At 68.7% G+C, this 13,845-nt stretch carries 16 protein-coding genes; all 16 read right to left on the minus strand.

The genetic code is table 11. From position 1 onward, the window contains the following. Positions 1-405: a ClpXP protease specificity-enhancing factor gene (locus tag PVZ72_RS21185; RefSeq protein WP_133862775.1), complete on the minus strand. Its 405-nt coding sequence runs from the start codon at positions 403-405 to the stop codon at positions 1-3. 11 nt (positions 406-416) lie between these two features. Next, positions 417-1,031, minus strand: a complete 615-nt coding sequence (locus PVZ72_RS21190) for a glutathione S-transferase N-terminal domain-containing protein (protein WP_158892870.1) — start codon at positions 1,029-1,031, stop codon at positions 417-419. Positions 1,032-1,263: 232 nt separating this feature from the next. Further along, on the minus strand, positions 1,264-1,929 hold the full coding sequence (locus tag PVZ72_RS21195) for a cytochrome c1 (protein ID WP_187980099.1): 666 nt from the start codon (positions 1,927-1,929) through the stop codon (positions 1,264-1,266). Next, the gene (locus PVZ72_RS21200; RefSeq protein WP_273862943.1) at positions 1,926-3,119 is read right to left on the minus strand and encodes a cytochrome b; all 1,194 of its coding nucleotides are present in this window, start codon (positions 3,117-3,119) and stop codon (positions 1,926-1,928) included. The genes PVZ72_RS21195 and PVZ72_RS21200 overlap by 4 nt, the downstream gene beginning before the upstream one ends. Further along, on the minus strand, positions 3,116-3,694 hold the full coding sequence (petA, locus tag PVZ72_RS21205) for a ubiquinol-cytochrome c reductase iron-sulfur subunit (RefSeq protein ID WP_273862944.1): 579 nt from the start codon (positions 3,692-3,694) through the stop codon (positions 3,116-3,118). The genes PVZ72_RS21200 and petA overlap by 4 nt, the downstream gene beginning before the upstream one ends. Continuing rightward, entirely contained in the window at positions 3,691-4,713 is a 1,023-nt protein-coding gene (gene murB, locus PVZ72_RS21210) for a UDP-N-acetylmuramate dehydrogenase (protein ID WP_187980102.1), read from the minus strand. Before murB ends, petA begins: the two co-directional genes overlap by 4 nt. Continuing rightward, positions 4,703-5,170 carry a low molecular weight protein-tyrosine-phosphatase gene (locus PVZ72_RS21215; RefSeq protein WP_187981249.1) on the minus strand — a complete coding sequence of 156 codons (468 nt, stop codon included), beginning with the start codon at positions 5,168-5,170 and terminating at the stop codon, positions 4,703-4,705. The genes murB and PVZ72_RS21215 overlap by 11 nt, the downstream gene beginning before the upstream one ends. Before the next feature lie 6 nt (positions 5,171-5,176). Next, on the minus strand, positions 5,177-5,941 hold the full coding sequence (gene kdsB, locus PVZ72_RS21220; RefSeq protein ID WP_273862945.1) for a 3-deoxy-manno-octulosonate cytidylyltransferase: 765 nt from the start codon (positions 5,939-5,941) through the stop codon (positions 5,177-5,179). Further along, on the minus strand, positions 5,938-6,123 hold the full coding sequence (locus PVZ72_RS21225; RefSeq protein ID WP_007162406.1) for a Trm112 family protein: 186 nt from the start codon (positions 6,121-6,123) through the stop codon (positions 5,938-5,940). Before PVZ72_RS21225 ends, kdsB begins: the two co-directional genes overlap by 4 nt. 14 nt (positions 6,124-6,137) lie before the next feature. Continuing rightward, entirely contained in the window at positions 6,138-7,145 is a 1,008-nt protein-coding gene (gene lpxK, locus PVZ72_RS21230) for a tetraacyldisaccharide 4'-kinase (RefSeq protein WP_273862946.1), read from the minus strand. Beyond that, positions 7,142-7,582, minus strand: a complete 441-nt coding sequence (locus tag PVZ72_RS21235) for an ExbD/TolR family protein (RefSeq protein ID WP_133862784.1) — start codon at positions 7,580-7,582, stop codon at positions 7,142-7,144. Before PVZ72_RS21235 ends, lpxK begins: the two co-directional genes overlap by 4 nt. Beyond that, positions 7,579-8,214 carry a MotA/TolQ/ExbB proton channel family protein gene (locus tag PVZ72_RS21240; RefSeq protein WP_059315847.1) on the minus strand — a complete coding sequence of 212 codons (636 nt, stop codon included), beginning with the start codon at positions 8,212-8,214 and terminating at the stop codon, positions 7,579-7,581. Before PVZ72_RS21240 ends, PVZ72_RS21235 begins: the two co-directional genes overlap by 4 nt. Before the next feature lie 48 nt (positions 8,215-8,262). After that, positions 8,263-10,503 carry a DNA internalization-related competence protein ComEC/Rec2 gene (locus PVZ72_RS21245; protein WP_273862947.1) on the minus strand — a complete coding sequence of 747 codons (2,241 nt, stop codon included), beginning with the start codon at positions 10,501-10,503 and terminating at the stop codon, positions 8,263-8,265. A gap of 104 nt (positions 10,504-10,607) precedes the next feature. Beyond that, positions 10,608-11,849, minus strand: coding sequence for a lipoprotein-releasing ABC transporter permease subunit (locus PVZ72_RS21250; RefSeq protein WP_187980107.1), 1,242 nt, complete (start codon positions 11,847-11,849; stop codon positions 10,608-10,610). Positions 11,850-11,856: 7 nt separating this feature from the next. Then, entirely contained in the window at positions 11,857-12,558 is a 702-nt protein-coding gene (lolD, locus tag PVZ72_RS21255; protein ID WP_026083696.1) for a lipoprotein-releasing ABC transporter ATP-binding protein LolD, read from the minus strand. Beyond that, complete coding sequence (locus PVZ72_RS21260) at positions 12,551-13,801, minus strand: lipoprotein-releasing ABC transporter permease subunit (protein WP_273862948.1); 1,251 nt, start codon at positions 13,799-13,801, stop codon at positions 12,551-12,553. Before PVZ72_RS21260 ends, lolD begins: the two co-directional genes overlap by 8 nt. Positions 13,802-13,845 lie beyond the last annotated feature (44 nt).

Here is a 13,845-nt window from a genome sequence, read left to right on the forward strand (position 1 = left end):
TCACTTGACCACTTTCAGACTCGGCCGCGCCGGTGCCGGCTTGGGTGCCTCGGGCTTGCTGCCGCCGCTGTCGGGACCCTGGTCATCCGGCGGGGTGGGCTCGCTGTCGAAGACCATGCCCTGGCCGTTCTCGCGGGCATAGATGGCCAGGATGGCGCCGATCGGGACATAGAGGTTGTAGGCCACGCCGCCGAAGCGACCGTTGAAGCTCACGGCTTCGTTGTCCATGTGCAGGTCACGCACGGCACTGGGCGAGGCGTTCAGCACGATCTGGCCGTCGTTGGCATAGCCCGGCGGCACGCGCACCTCGGCGTAGTCGGCATTGACCAGCAGATGGGGCGTGCAGTCGTTGTCCACGATCCACTCGTAGAGCGCGCGGACCAGGTAGGGGCGACTGGAATTCATGGGGTTCTCCTCTAGCGCATCTCACGCTCGGTGACCGAAAGACTGGATCGGAAACTGTCGCGCGCGAACATGCGATCCATGTAGTCCTGCAGCGGCTTGGCGGCCCGGGGCAATTCGATGCCCAGGCGCGGCAGTCGCCACAGGAGGGGGAGCAGGCAACAGTCCACCAGGGAAAAGTCGTCGCTCAGGAAAAAGGGTTTTTCCGCGAAGATCGGCGCCACGCCGGTCAGGCTCTCGCGCAATTCCTTGCGCGCGGCTGCGAGGTCGGCGCCCGGCGCCGCCTGCAGGATGGCGTCCACCAGGGTGCACCAGTCGCGCCCGATGCGGTGCATCAGCAGCCGCGACTGACCGCGGGTGACCGGATAGGCCGGCAACAGCGGCGGGTGCGGATAGCGCTCCTCGAGATACTCCATGAGCACCTCGGTGCCATAGAGCACCAGGTCGCGATCCATCAGCGTCGGCACGGTGCCATAGGGATTGTGCTCGGCCAGCTGCCGCGGGCATTCGCCACGGCGTACGGCGATCAGCTCGCACTCGACGTTCTTTTCCGCCAGGATCAGGCGGATCCGGTGGCTGTAGTGATCCTCGGGATCATGGAAACAGGTCAGGCGGGTTATGGCGCCCATGGGTCCCTCCCCCGTTGGGGGCGAAGCTGCAAAGGCGGGATTATCTCGCACCTTGCCGCCCGAGACCTAGGCTTTGTCTAAAAACTGCCTGCACATCGGTGATGCTGCGTTAAAAATCAGCTCGGAATGCTCATTTACCCTTTGCAAACTCGAGCGCGAGCCCGGTCCGCTTCCTCGCTGATTTTTGCCCTGCCTCACCTTCGCTCGGCGACTTTTCAGACAAGCCTCCGTCTCATCGCTCACTGTCGGGCAATCGCCGCCAGAATTCGCGCTTAAGCCAGAAGGCCAGGACGGCGAACAGCAGCAGATAGCCCAGCACCCAGGGCGCGAGGCGCCAGGCCAGACTACGTTCCGGCGCCGCCGAATAGCCAAGGTAGGCAACCAGATCCTCGACGGTGCGGGCGAATTGTTCGGGCGTCTGGGCGCCACTGTCCGGCTCCAGACGCAGCACGCAACGTCCCGCGCTGCAGTCGCGCACCTGGCGGCCGCGCAAGGCGGCCAGAACATCGGGCATGCGGGTGCCGGGCGCCCTGAGGTTGTCGACCCCGAGTGGCCGCCCGGGCGCCACGTAGAACTCCTGCAGGAAGGCGCGCAGCCAGGCCTCGCCGCGCACCGCGGCGATCAGGGTGAGATCCGGCGGCACGCTGCCGAAGGCACGCCGGGCATCCTCGGGCTTGAGCAGGCCGAGCATGGGCGCGCTGGCGGTGCGTCCGGGCGCCCAGCTGGCGAGGTCCAGGTGGAGATCGGCGGCGACCCGGTCGAAGCGCTGGTATTCCTGGCCATGACAGGCCAGGCAATAGCGGCCGAAGCTGATGGCCCCAGCCCGGGGATCACCGTCGGCACCGATGGCCAGACCGCTGCACAGCAGAAGCAGGCCCAGCAGCAGCCCGCGACTCATGACCGGGACTCCACTGGCGCACGCGGACGACCCAGCCGGCTGTACCAGGGCATGCCCAGCAGGCCGATGAAATAGACACCCGCGGCCAGGCGCGCCAGCCACAGGCGCCCATCGGTCAGCGCGACCACGCCCAGTATTCCCAGGGCGACAAAGGCCAGGCAGACCAGGTACAGCCCCAGCCGCCCCGGCCAGGCCTTGTGGCGGATCGAGCGGGCCGCACTGCGATCCAGCCAGGGCAGCACGAACAGCAGGGCGATGGCCAGGGCCGCCAGGCCGAGACCGCCGGCCTTGCTCGGCACCGCCCGCAGCAGCGCATAGTAGGGCGCCAGGTACCAGGGCGGGGCGATGTGCGCAGGGGTCACCAGCGGATCGGCCGGCTGCTGGTTGGCCGTTTCCAGCACCAGCCCGCCCAGGTCCGGCGCCAGCAGTATCACGGCGAGAAACACCAGCAGGAAGACTGCCAGACCACAGAGGTCCTTGAGCGTCAGATAGGGGTGGAAAGCCACCCCGGCTGCACCTCGGACATCGCGCTCGTCACCCTCGGGGTTGTTCGAGCCGGTCTGGCGCAGGGCGACGACGTGCAGGCTCACCAGCGCAAGGATCAACAGCGGCAGCCCGACCACATGCAGGGCCTGGAAGCGCCGCAGGGTGGCGTCGGACAGCACCACCCCGCCGCGCAGCAGATCGGCCAGGCTCGGGCCTACCAGGGGCAGCGCCTCGACCGCGCCCAGGGACACCTGGGCGCCCCAGTAGGAGAGTTGCCCCCAGGGCAGCAGATAGCCAAAGAAGGCCTGGGCCAGCAGGAGCAGGTAGAGCAGCACGCCAAAGCTCCAGACCAGCTCGCGCGGCGCCCGATAGGAGCCATAGAGCAGGCCGCGCAGCATGTGCAGGTAGAGGCAGACGAACAGCGCCGAGGCGCCCACCGCGTGCAGGTAGCGGATCAGCCAGCCGAAGGGCACCTCGCGCATGAACAGCTGGACCGAGGCGAAGGCGCCCTTCACCGTCGGCTCATAGCCGAACAGCAGCCAGAGTCCGGTCAGCACCTGCAGCGCCAGGATGAAGAGCAGCAGCGAGCCGAACAGGTAGAAGACGTTGAGATTGCGCGGCACCCGGTAGTCACTGAAGTGCCGGCGCCAGAAGGCGCCCAGGGGCAGCCGTCGCTCCAGCCAGCCGGGCTCGTCGTTGCTCATGTCGCGCCCTCCCCGTCGCTGCCGATCACCAGCAGATTGTCGCCGCGAAAATGATGGGGCGGCACGGCCAGATTCAGCGGTGCCGGCTGGTCGCGATAGACCCGCCCGGCGAGATCGAAGTGGGAGCCATGGCAGGGACAGAGATAGCCCCCGTCCCGGTCCGCCGCGCCTGGTGCCAGGGAGGGAATGCAGCCCAGATGGGTGCAGATCGCGGTGACGACGAAGATGTCCGGCCGCCGCGATCTCAGGCGCGGATCGACATAGGGTGGCTGGCTGGATTCCCGGGAATCCGGGTCGGCCAGCCCTGCCTCGTCGGCCAGCAGGCGGGCCTGGTCCGCCGCGCTGCGGCGCAGGACGCAGATCGGCTGGCCGCGCCATTGCACCGTGAGTTGCTCGCCTTCGCGCAAGGCCTGGAGATCCACCTCGACCGGCGCCGCCGCCACCTCCGCCGACCGACTGGGCCGCAGGGCGCAGACGAAGGGCACGCTGCCCGCCACCAGGCCCAGACCGCCGACGGCGGAGGTGGTGGCGATCAGCAGGCGACGGCGTTGGGCATCGGGGGCGTCAGCGGTCACGTCAGGCTTCCCGGCTCCATCTCCAGCGTCACGCCGAAGCGCTCGCGCACCGAGGCGCGGATGCGCTCGGCCAGGGCCAGGACGTCGCGACTGCGGGCGCCACCGAAGTTGACCAGCACCAGCGCCTGGGCGGCATGCACCCCCACGGCGCCGTCGCGATGGCCGCGCCAGCCGGCCTGATCGATCAGCCAGCCAGCGGCCAGCTTGACGCTGCCATCGGCCTGCGGATAGGTCGGCAGGCTCGGATAGCGCTCATGCAGAGCTGCGGCCTCGCCAGCGGTCACCACCGGATTCTTGAAGAAGCTGCCGGCATTGCCCAGCACCGCCGGGTCGGGCAGCTTGCTCTGGCGAATGCTGCAGATGGCCGCGCTGACGGCTTCGGGCGTTGGCTGCGTGACGCCCGCCGCGGTGAGCGCCTGGCGTACCGGACCATAGTCCAGCACCAGCTGCGGCTTGCGACTGAGCCGGAAGCGTACCCGCAGCACGATCCAGCGCCCGGCCTCGGCCTTGAAGCGACTCTCGCGATAGGCGAAGGCGCAATCGGCCGGGCCGAGGTCATGGAGCTCGCCGCTGTGGCGATCGAGTGCCGTGACCCCGGCGCATCTGTCCTTCAATTCGACGCCATAGGCGCCGATGTTCTGGATCGGTGAGGCGCCCACGGTGCCTGGGATCAGGCTGAGATTTTCCAGCCCGTACCAGCCATTGGCCAGGGTGGCCATGACGAAGGGATGCCAGGGCTCGCCGGCTTCGGCTTCCACCAGCAGGGCATCGCCCTCCTCCGCCAGCAGACGGATGCCGCGGGACGTCAACCGCAGCACCAGACCCTCGACCCGTTCGGGCAGGACCAGGTTGCTGCCACCGCCCAGCACCCGCAGGGGCACGTCCAGTTGCCGGGCCAACGCCAGGGCCGCGCGGACCTCGGCGTCGCTGGCGGCTTCCAGATAGCGATCGGCTTGCGCCACCAGGCCGAAGGTGTTGAGGCCTTGCAGGGGGACCTGCTGTTGCAGCTCAGCGACCATGACGGGCAGCCACCTCGGCGACCAGGCCATCGCAGGCGCTTTCCAGCAGGTCGAGGACCCGCTCGAAGCCGGCTGCACCGCCGTAATAGGGATCCGGCACCTCGTCCACCGCCAGGCCCTGGCGCGCCAGGAAGAGTTCGGGCACGGCGCCCTCATCCGGGCGCAGCTGTTCCAGCCAGGCGAGGTTGTCCTGGTCCATGGCCAGGATCAGGTCGAAACGCTGGAAATCATCCTCGGCGACCTGACGCGCGCGCAGGTCACCGATGGCATAGCCGCGACCCGCCGCGGCCTGGATGGCACGGGGATCCGGGGCCTTGCCGACATGCCAGTCGCCGGTGCCGGCCGAATCCAGCTCCACCACCTCGGTCAAGCCGGCGGCGTCCAGCTTGGCCCTGAGGATGCCTTCGGCGGTGGGCGAACGGCAGATGTTGCCCATGCAGACGAACAGGATGCGCAGGGTCATCTAGGCTCCCAGCAGGCGTCTGACGCGCTCGAGATCTTCTCGGGTATCCACGCCGGCCTGGGGCGCTTCCAGGGCATCGGCGACATGGATACGCACGCCGTGCCAGAGGGCGCGCAATTGCTCCAGGGCTTCGGTCTCTTCCAGGGCGCAGGGACCCCAGCTGACGAAATCGGCGAGGAAGCCGGCGCGATAGGCGTAGATGCCGATGTGGCGACGGTAGGAAAAGCCCTGGGGCAGCCGCGCGCGATCAGCGGCGAAGGCATTGCGCGCCCAGGGCAGCGGCGCCCGGCTGAAGGTCAGCGCCAGGCCGTTCAGGTCGGTGCTCACCTTGACCACATTGGGATTGAACAGGCTGTCGACGTCCGCGATCGGCTCGGCCAGGGTGGCCACGCCGGCTTCGGGATGGGCAGCGAGATTATTGGCCACCTGGTCGATCACCGCCGGTGGTATCAGCGGCTCGTCGCCCTGGACGTTGACCACCAGGGCGTCAGCGGCCAGGCCGAGCAGCTCGGCCACCTCGGCCAGGCGATCGGTGCCCGAAGCATGATCGGCACGGGTCAGCAGGACACGCGCGCCAAAGCCTTCGCAGGCACGCAGGATGTCGTCGTGGTCGGTCGCCACCACCACCTGCTCGGCGCCACTGCGCCGGGCCTGCTCCCAGACGTGCTGGATCATCGGCTTGCCGGCGATGTCGAGCAGCGGCTTGTTGGGCAGTCGGGTGCTGGCGAGCCGCGCCGGGATGACGACGGTGAACGCGGTGCTCATTTGTCCAGACGCTCATCCGTGGTGATGATGCGCGCCTCGCTTTCCAGCATCACCGGGATGCCGTCGCGAATCGGGAAGGCCAGGCCGGCGGCCTTGCTGATGAGCTCGGTCTTGTCGTCGCTCAAGATCAGCGGGCTCTTGGTCAGGGGGCAGGCGAGGATGTCCAGCAGCTTGAGATCCATGGGCGAAGATTCCGTCAGTGAGAGTGTTCGGGCAGGAGCCGGTCGAGACGCCCATCCAGCCAGGCGACGAAAGCGGCCGAGGGCTGGGCGTCCACCGCCAGGTACCACCAGTCGGCGGCGGCGAAGGACCGGCACTTGACCGCGTCCTTCTCGGTCATCACCAGCGGCAGCGCCGGGGTGAAGGCCAGCTCTGCCGCGCTGTAGGTGGCGTGATCGGCGAAGGCATGGGGCAACGGCTGCCAGTGTAGTCCTTCGAGGGTGGCGAAGAAACGGCCGGGGTTGCCGATGCCGGCCAGGGCGTGCAGGCGCTGCCCCGGGGGAAAGAAATCCAGCGATCGCGTCTCGCCGCTGCGCAGATTGACCAGGGCGCTGGGCTGCAGGGTCAGGCCGTAGCCGTCGGCAGGATCGACAGTGGCGCCGTTGTGGATCACGGCGTCCACCTCGGCCAGCCGCTCCAGGGGTTCGCGCAGCGGCCCGGCCGGCAGGCAGCGGCCATTGCCGAAGCCGCGCGCCGCATCGACCATCACCAGTTCCAGGTCGCGGGCCAGGCGATAGTGCTGCAGGCCGTCGTCGCTGAGAATGATATCGAGCCGCTCCTCGGCGAGCAGGCGTTCGACGGCGCGCCCACGATCGGGATCCGTGACCAGGGCCACCCCGGTGCGCTGCACGATCAGCAGCGGCTCGTCGCCGGCGACGGCGGCGGTGTCGGTGGCCCGCACCCGCCAGGGTAGACTCGGCGGCGTGGCGCCATAGCCCCGGCTGATCACCCCGACCCTCAGCCCGCGCGCGCGCAGGTGGCCGATCAGCCAGAGGATCATGGGCGTCTTGCCGGTACCGCCGACGGTGAGATTGCCCACCACGATGACCGGCACCGGCGCGCGATGGATGCTGCCCTGCCCCGCCAGGAACCGCCGGCGCTTGCGCCGGGCGACCTGCCGATAGAGGGCTTCGAGCGGCGCCAGCAGGCTCAGGGCCGGATGCCCCTGGTACCAGGCGCGGACCAGGCGCTCACCCAGGCTCACGGACGCTTCGCCTGGGCCTCGAGGGTGGTGATGCGCAACTGGCTGAAACCCAGCTTGCCGGCAGCGTCCATGGCCATGACCACCGACTGGTGGGTGGCGCGGCCATCGGCGGTGATCACCAGCGGCAGGCTGTTGTCGCCGCCGGATTCACGCTGCAGCGCGGTGGTCAGGCCGGTCAGGTCGTTGCGCGCCAGGGTCTGGCCGTTGAGCGCCATCTGGCCTTCGGCGGTGATGCTGATTTCCAGGGTCTTGGCCTGGTTGGCGGCCGCTGCGGCGCTGTCGGCCTCGGGCAGTTCGATCTTCAGCTGGCTGGGCTTGCTGAAGGTCGCGGTCACCACGAAGAACAGCAGCAGGACGAAGATGACGTCGATGAAGGAGGCCAGGTTGATATAGACCTCTTCGCGGGCGGCGCCCCCGGCGCGGCGACGGAATTTCACGCCGGGGCTCCTTCGCGGACGTCCACCTCGCGATCGCCGTGGAGGATGTCCACCAGCTTGACCGCTTCCTGCTCCATCCCGACCACCAGCTCATCGACCCGGCGCAGCAGGTAGCGATGGAAGAACACCGCGGGAATCGCCACCAGCAGGCCTGTGGCGGTGGTGACCAGGGCCTTGGAGATGCCGCCGGCGAGGATGGGCGCATTGGCCATGCCGTCGTTCATGAAGGCGCTGAAGATGTCGATCATGCCGAACACCGTGCCGAGCAGGCCCATCAGGGGTGCCAGGGCGGCGATGCTGCCGAGGGTGTTGAGATAGCGTTCGAGGTCGTGCACCACGCGGCTGCCGGCTTCCTCGATGGCTTCCTTCATGATGTCGCGGCCATGACGGGAGTTGGTCAGGCCCGCGGCGAGGATGTCGCCCAGGGGCGATCCGGCGCGCAATTCGCGCAGCCGCTCGGCATTGAGCTGCTTGTCCTGGATCCAGCGCCAGACCTGGGCGAGCAGCGTCGGCGGTGCCACCCGGCTGCGTCTCAGGGTCCACAGCCGCTCGGCGATGATGGCCGTGGCCAGGATGGAACTGAGGATGATCGGCAGCATCATCCAGCCGCCAGCTTTGACCATTTCGAACACGAGAGCGTTACCCCTGCCGCAAAATGCGGCCACTCTAGCACGAACGCCTCAGGGTGTCGGCGGGCCTATCCGCCACCAATGCCGCACCTGGCGCTGCCCGTGCGGTACCTCCCAGCGACCCAGGGTCCAGCTCAGGGCGCCCAGCGCGGCGGTGTCGTAGGGCAGCACGCCGCGCTCGCGATAGCGCGCCAGCACCTGGGGATGGGGATGGCCATAGCGATTGTTCAGCCCCCGGGAGATCAGTACGCCACGCGGCTGGACGGCGTCGATGAAGGAGGCGCTGGAACCGCTGCGACTGCCATGGTGCGGAGCGACCAGCCACTCGGCTGCCAGCGGCACCCCGCTGGCCACCAGCTCGGCTTCACGGCGGGCATCGATGTCGCCGGTCAGCAGCAGGCGCTCGCCCCTCGCGGCGACGCTGAGCACGCAGGAGGAGGCGTTGGAATCCGCCGCGGGGTGCCACCAGGTGGTGAAGACGACCTCGTTCCAGCGCCACTCGGCCCCATCCGTGCAATCCCGCGCGTGCAATTCCGGCTGGAGCCGACCCGCCTCGCCGCTGAGTACCTGTCCTGGCGGCAGTCCTCTGGCCACGGCCGGCGCACCGCCGGCGTGGTCGGCATCGGCATGACTGAGCAGCATGACGTCCAGGGTGTCGATGCCAAGGGCCTGCAGGTTGGGCAGGACGACCCGGGCGCCGCTGTCATAGCTGCCCTGGCGCGGCCCGGCGTCGTAGAGCAGCGCATGGTCGCGGGTGCGCACCAGCACCGCCAGGCCCTGCCCCACGTCCAGCACGGTGATCCGCGCCAGCCCCGCCGCGGGTACCGGCGACGGGGGAAACAGCCCCGGCAGCATCAGCAGCGCGCCGAAGCCTCGTAGCGGCACACCCGCGGGCAGTAGCGCCAGCAGCGCCCCCAGCCCCGCCAGCCACAGCGCCCAGGCGGGCGCGAGGACCGGCTGCCAGGCTGCAGCCAGGTGCGCCAAGCCGCTCAGCAGCCAGAGCAGCCCCTGCAGCAGGCCACCCACCAGCAGCAAGGCCGGCGTCCCCAGCGGCGACCAGAGCAGGGACAGCAGGGTCCCCGCCAGCGCCAGGGGCACGATGGCCAGGTCCATCAGCGGCACGGCCAGGGCATTGGCCAGCGGGCCGCTCGGACTCAGGGGCAGGCCCAGCGCCAGGAGCAGCGGCGCCAGGCCCACGGCCATGCACCACTGAGCGCGCCCGAGGGTGAGCCACCAGGGCAGTCGGCCCAGGCGGCCGGCAAAGCTCCACAGCAGCAACAGCACGGCGCCAAAGGACAGCCAGAATCCGGGCAGCAGACTGACCAGCGGATTGGCGGCCAGCACCAGTGCCAGGGCCAGCAGGACCGCGTCCGCCAGCCGCACCTGCTGGCGCCCGAGTTGCCAGAGCAGGCCCAGGGTGACCATGACGCAGGCCCGCTGCACCGGCACCTCGAAGCCGGCCAGCAGTCCGTAGCCCAGTGCGGTGGCGATCGTCAGCACCGCCGCGGACAGACGCCAGGGCAGTTGACGCGGCCAGAGGCCACGGCGTGCCAGAAGGACCACCCCGGCATAAACGCCTAGGGCGATCAGGCCGATGTGCTGCCCGGAGATCACCATCAGGTGCACGGTGCCGGTGTCCTGGAACAGCTGCCACTGGGCAGTGGTGATACCCGAGCCGTCGCCCACCACCAGGGCGGCGAGCAGCCCACCCTGCCCCGCCGGATCCCGCGTCTGCAGGTATTGCCGGATGCCGTCGCGCCAGGTCGCCAGGCCACTGGCGGCGGCCAGGCGCTGGCCATCCTTGACGCTGCCGGTGGCGCCTATGCCCTGGGCCAGCAGCCAGGCTTCGCGATCCTGCCCGAGGGGGTTGACCAGACCCGCGGGGCCGCGCAGCTCCGCGGCCAGGCGCCAGCGTTCGCCGGCCAGTGGGCGCGGCCCGCCGTGCCAGCTCAGGCGGATCCGCGCCGGCAGCTTCAGCGCGCGGCGGCTGGTTGCCCCGGCGAGCACGAAACCCACCGAGTCGGCCTCCACCGTGGGCAGGCCGCTGATCTCGCCGTCGATCCACAGCACCCGCTGCTCCAGCGTCGGATCCAGGCGATCGTCCAGCGCCCAGTGACCATTGAGCAGCGCCCAGGCCAGGCCCAGCCCGAAGGCACCGAGCGCCAGGAAGCGGGTGAACAGGAGCACCAGGGCCACCGCCGCGAGGGCCGCCAGCAGGGATAGCGACGGCAGTGTGGCGAAGGCGCGCAGGAGCAGCACGCCCAGGGCGAAGGACAGCAGGGCGGCGCGCATCAGGACTCCATCCTTGGAGAGCCAAAAGAGCTTCGGAAGCGCGGATTAGAGCAGCTTGGACGCCGTAGGGCCAGGGGCGTAGCGCCGCCTGGCCCGGCAGGAGATCAGTCGTAGCGCAGGGCTTCGGCCGGTGAGGTGCGCGAGGCGCGCCAGGCGGGATAGAGGGTCGCCAGGAAACTCATGCTCAGGGCGGCCACGGCGATCAGCACCACGTCTTCCAGCTCCAGCCGCGACGGCAGGTTGCTGATGAAGTACATGTCACCACCAAACAGCTTGTGGCCGACCAGACGCTCCAGGGCGGCGATCCAGCTGCTGACGTTGAGTGCCGCGATGACGCCCAGCACGCCGCCGATCAGGGTACCGACCAGGCCGATCACCGTGCCCTGCACCATGAACACCGCCATGATCTGCCCGGGCGTGGCGCCCAGGGTGCGCAGGATGGCGATATCGGCCTTCTTGTCGGCCACCACCATGATGAGGGTGGCGATGATGTTGAAGGCGGCCACGGCGACGATCAGCAGGAGCAGCAGACCGATCATGGTCTTTTCCATCTGCATGGCCTGGAACAGACTGCCCTGGGAGATCGTCCAGTCACGCGCCTGGTAGCCGTCGCCGAGGGCCTTGGCCACGTCGCGGGAGATGCGCGGCGCCTGGAACAGATCGTCCAGCGCCAGGCGGATGCTCTCCACCTGGCCCGGCTGCCAGCCCTTGAGCGGGGCAGCATCGGCGACGTTGATCAGGGCCAGGGAGGCATCCAGCTCGGCGCCGACCTTGAAGGTTCCGACCACGGTGAAGCGCCGCAGCCGCGGCGTGATGCTGCCGGTGGCGCCGACCTCGGGGATGATCACCGTGACCTGGCTGCCCAGCTCCAGCTGGAAGCGTCGCGCGGCGATCTCGCCCAGCACGATGCCGAATTCGCCGGGCTTGAGGGCGTCGAGACTGCCCTGGGTCATTCGCTCACCGACGATGGAGACGCGCTTTTCCTGGGCCGGATCGATGCCGTCCACCAGCAGCGGCTGCATGCGACCCCGTACCGAAAGCATGCCCTGCAACTGGGTATAGGGCACCGCCGCCAGCACATGGGGCTGCTGCTCGGCCTTGGCCGCCAGCGGGCGCCAGTCGTCCAGCGGCTGGGCACCACTGATGAAGGCATGGGGCACCATGCCGAGGATGCGGCCGCGCATTTCTTCCTGGAAGCCGTTCATCACCGACAGCACCAGGATCATGGCCAGCACGCCCAGCGCCAGGCCGAACATGGAAACCAGCGAGAAGAAGGAGATGAACGACTTGCGCCGCTTGGCGCGGGTGTATCTCAGGCCGATGAACAGCGAAAGCGGTCTGAACATGGCGACCTCAGACCTGCCGGGCCGGCGTGGCGTCGACCAGATGGCCTTCGTCCAGGCGCAGCATCCGGTCCATCTGGCCAGCCAGCACCTGGTCGTGGGTCACCACCAGGAAGGCGGTGCGCAGCGAGGTGGACAGCTCCAGCATCAGGTCCTGGATGCCGTGGGCGGTGTGCTGGTCGAGGTTGCCGGTGGGTTCGTCGAGCAGTACCAGCTTGGGCTGGTTGACCAGCGCCCGGGCGATGGCCACGCGCTGGCGCTCGCCACCGGACAGCTCGGCCGGCTTGTGGCCCAGGCGATGACCGAGACCGACCCGCTCCAGCAACTTGGCAGCGCGCTCGCGGGCTTCGCCGATGGAGGCCTTGCCGATCAGCAGCGGCATGCAGACGTTTTCCAGGGCGCTGAATTCGGGCAGCAGGTGGTGGAACTGGTAGACGAAGCCCATGGCGCGATTGCGCAAGAGGCCGCGGGCCTTCTCGTTCAGCGCCGACAGCTCCTCGCCATCGAGCCAGACACTGCCGCTGCTGGGGGTGTCGAGGCCGCCGAGCAGATTCAGCAGGGTGGTCTTGCCCGACCCCGAACTGCCGACGATGGACACCCGCTCGCCCGGTTGCAGGGTCAGCTGGACATTGCTCAGCACCTCGACGGTCTGGGGGCCTTCCTCGTAGCGCTTGCCCAGGTCCTGGCAACGCAAAACGGCTCGATCATTCATAACGCAGGGCCTCGGCGGGTTGGGTACGGGCGGCGCTCCAGGAGGGATAGAGCGTGGCCAGGAAGCTCAGGGCGAAGGACGCGCCGCAGACCAGCAGGACGTCGTGCAGCTGCAGCTGCGCCGGCAGGTAGTCGATGAAATACACCTCGGCGTTGAGGAACTGGTGCCCGGTGATCCGTTGCACCCAGGCCAGGGCGGCACTGACGTTGAGCGCGGCGAGCACGCCCAGCAGGCAGCCGATGGCGGTGCCGATGACGCCGATGAAGGTCCCCTGGACCATGAACACCGCCATGATCTGCCGGGGCGTGGCGCCCAGGGTACGCAGGATGGCGATGTCGGATTTCTTGTCGGTCACCACCATCACCAGGGTGGAGACGATGTTGAAGGCGGCCACGGCGACGATCAGCAGCAGCAGCAGGCCGATCATGGTCTTTTCCATGCCGATGGCCTGATAGAGATTGCCGTGGGTGCGGGTCCAGTCGCGGGCGTACCAGTCCTTGCCCGGCAGCTGACGAGCGATGTTCCAGGACACGTCCGGCGCCTGGAACAGGTCGTGCAGCTTGAGGCGCACGCCCTGTACCGCGTTCGCCGGCCAGCGCTGCAGCCGCGCGGCGTCTTCGATGTCGATCAGGCCCAACGAGCCGTCCAGCTCGCCGGCGCCGACGCTGAAGATGCCCACCACGGTGAATCTCTTCATGCGCGGAAACATGCCGGCGGGGGTCACGGCCACTTCCGGGGCGATGTAGGTGAGCTTGTCGCCAACCTTCACACCCAGTTTCTCGGCGGCCAGGGAACCGATGATGATGCCGAATTCACCCGGCTTGAGGTCGTCGAGCCGGCCCTCGCGCATGAAGCTGGGGATGATCGAGACCTTGGGTTCCTCGGCCGGATCGATGGCGTTGAGCAACACCGTCTGCACCGCCTTGTCGTGGGCCAGCATGCCCTGCAACTGGGTGAAGGGCGCCACCGCGGCCACCTGGCTGTTCTGCAGCGCCAGCTCGCGCACGCTGCGCCAGTCAGGCACCGGCTGGTAGGACTCCACCGTGGCATGGGGAATCATGCCGAGGACGCGATCGCGCATCTCGCGATCGAAGCCGTTCATGACCGACAGCACCACGATCATGACGACCACGCCGAGGGCCAGGCCGATCATGGAGGTGAGCGAGATGAAGGAGACGAAATGGTTGCGGCGCTTGGCGCGGACGTAACGCAGGCCAAGGTAGATCGGCAGGGGTCTGAACATAGGCTCGCTTGCACGGCGGAAAGACGTAGGCGCCCTGCGGGTTG

Source organism: Pseudomonas sp. LA5, assembly GCF_028640825.1.
GTDB lineage: Bacteria > Pseudomonadota > Gammaproteobacteria > Pseudomonadales > Pseudomonadaceae > Chryseomonas > Chryseomonas aestiva.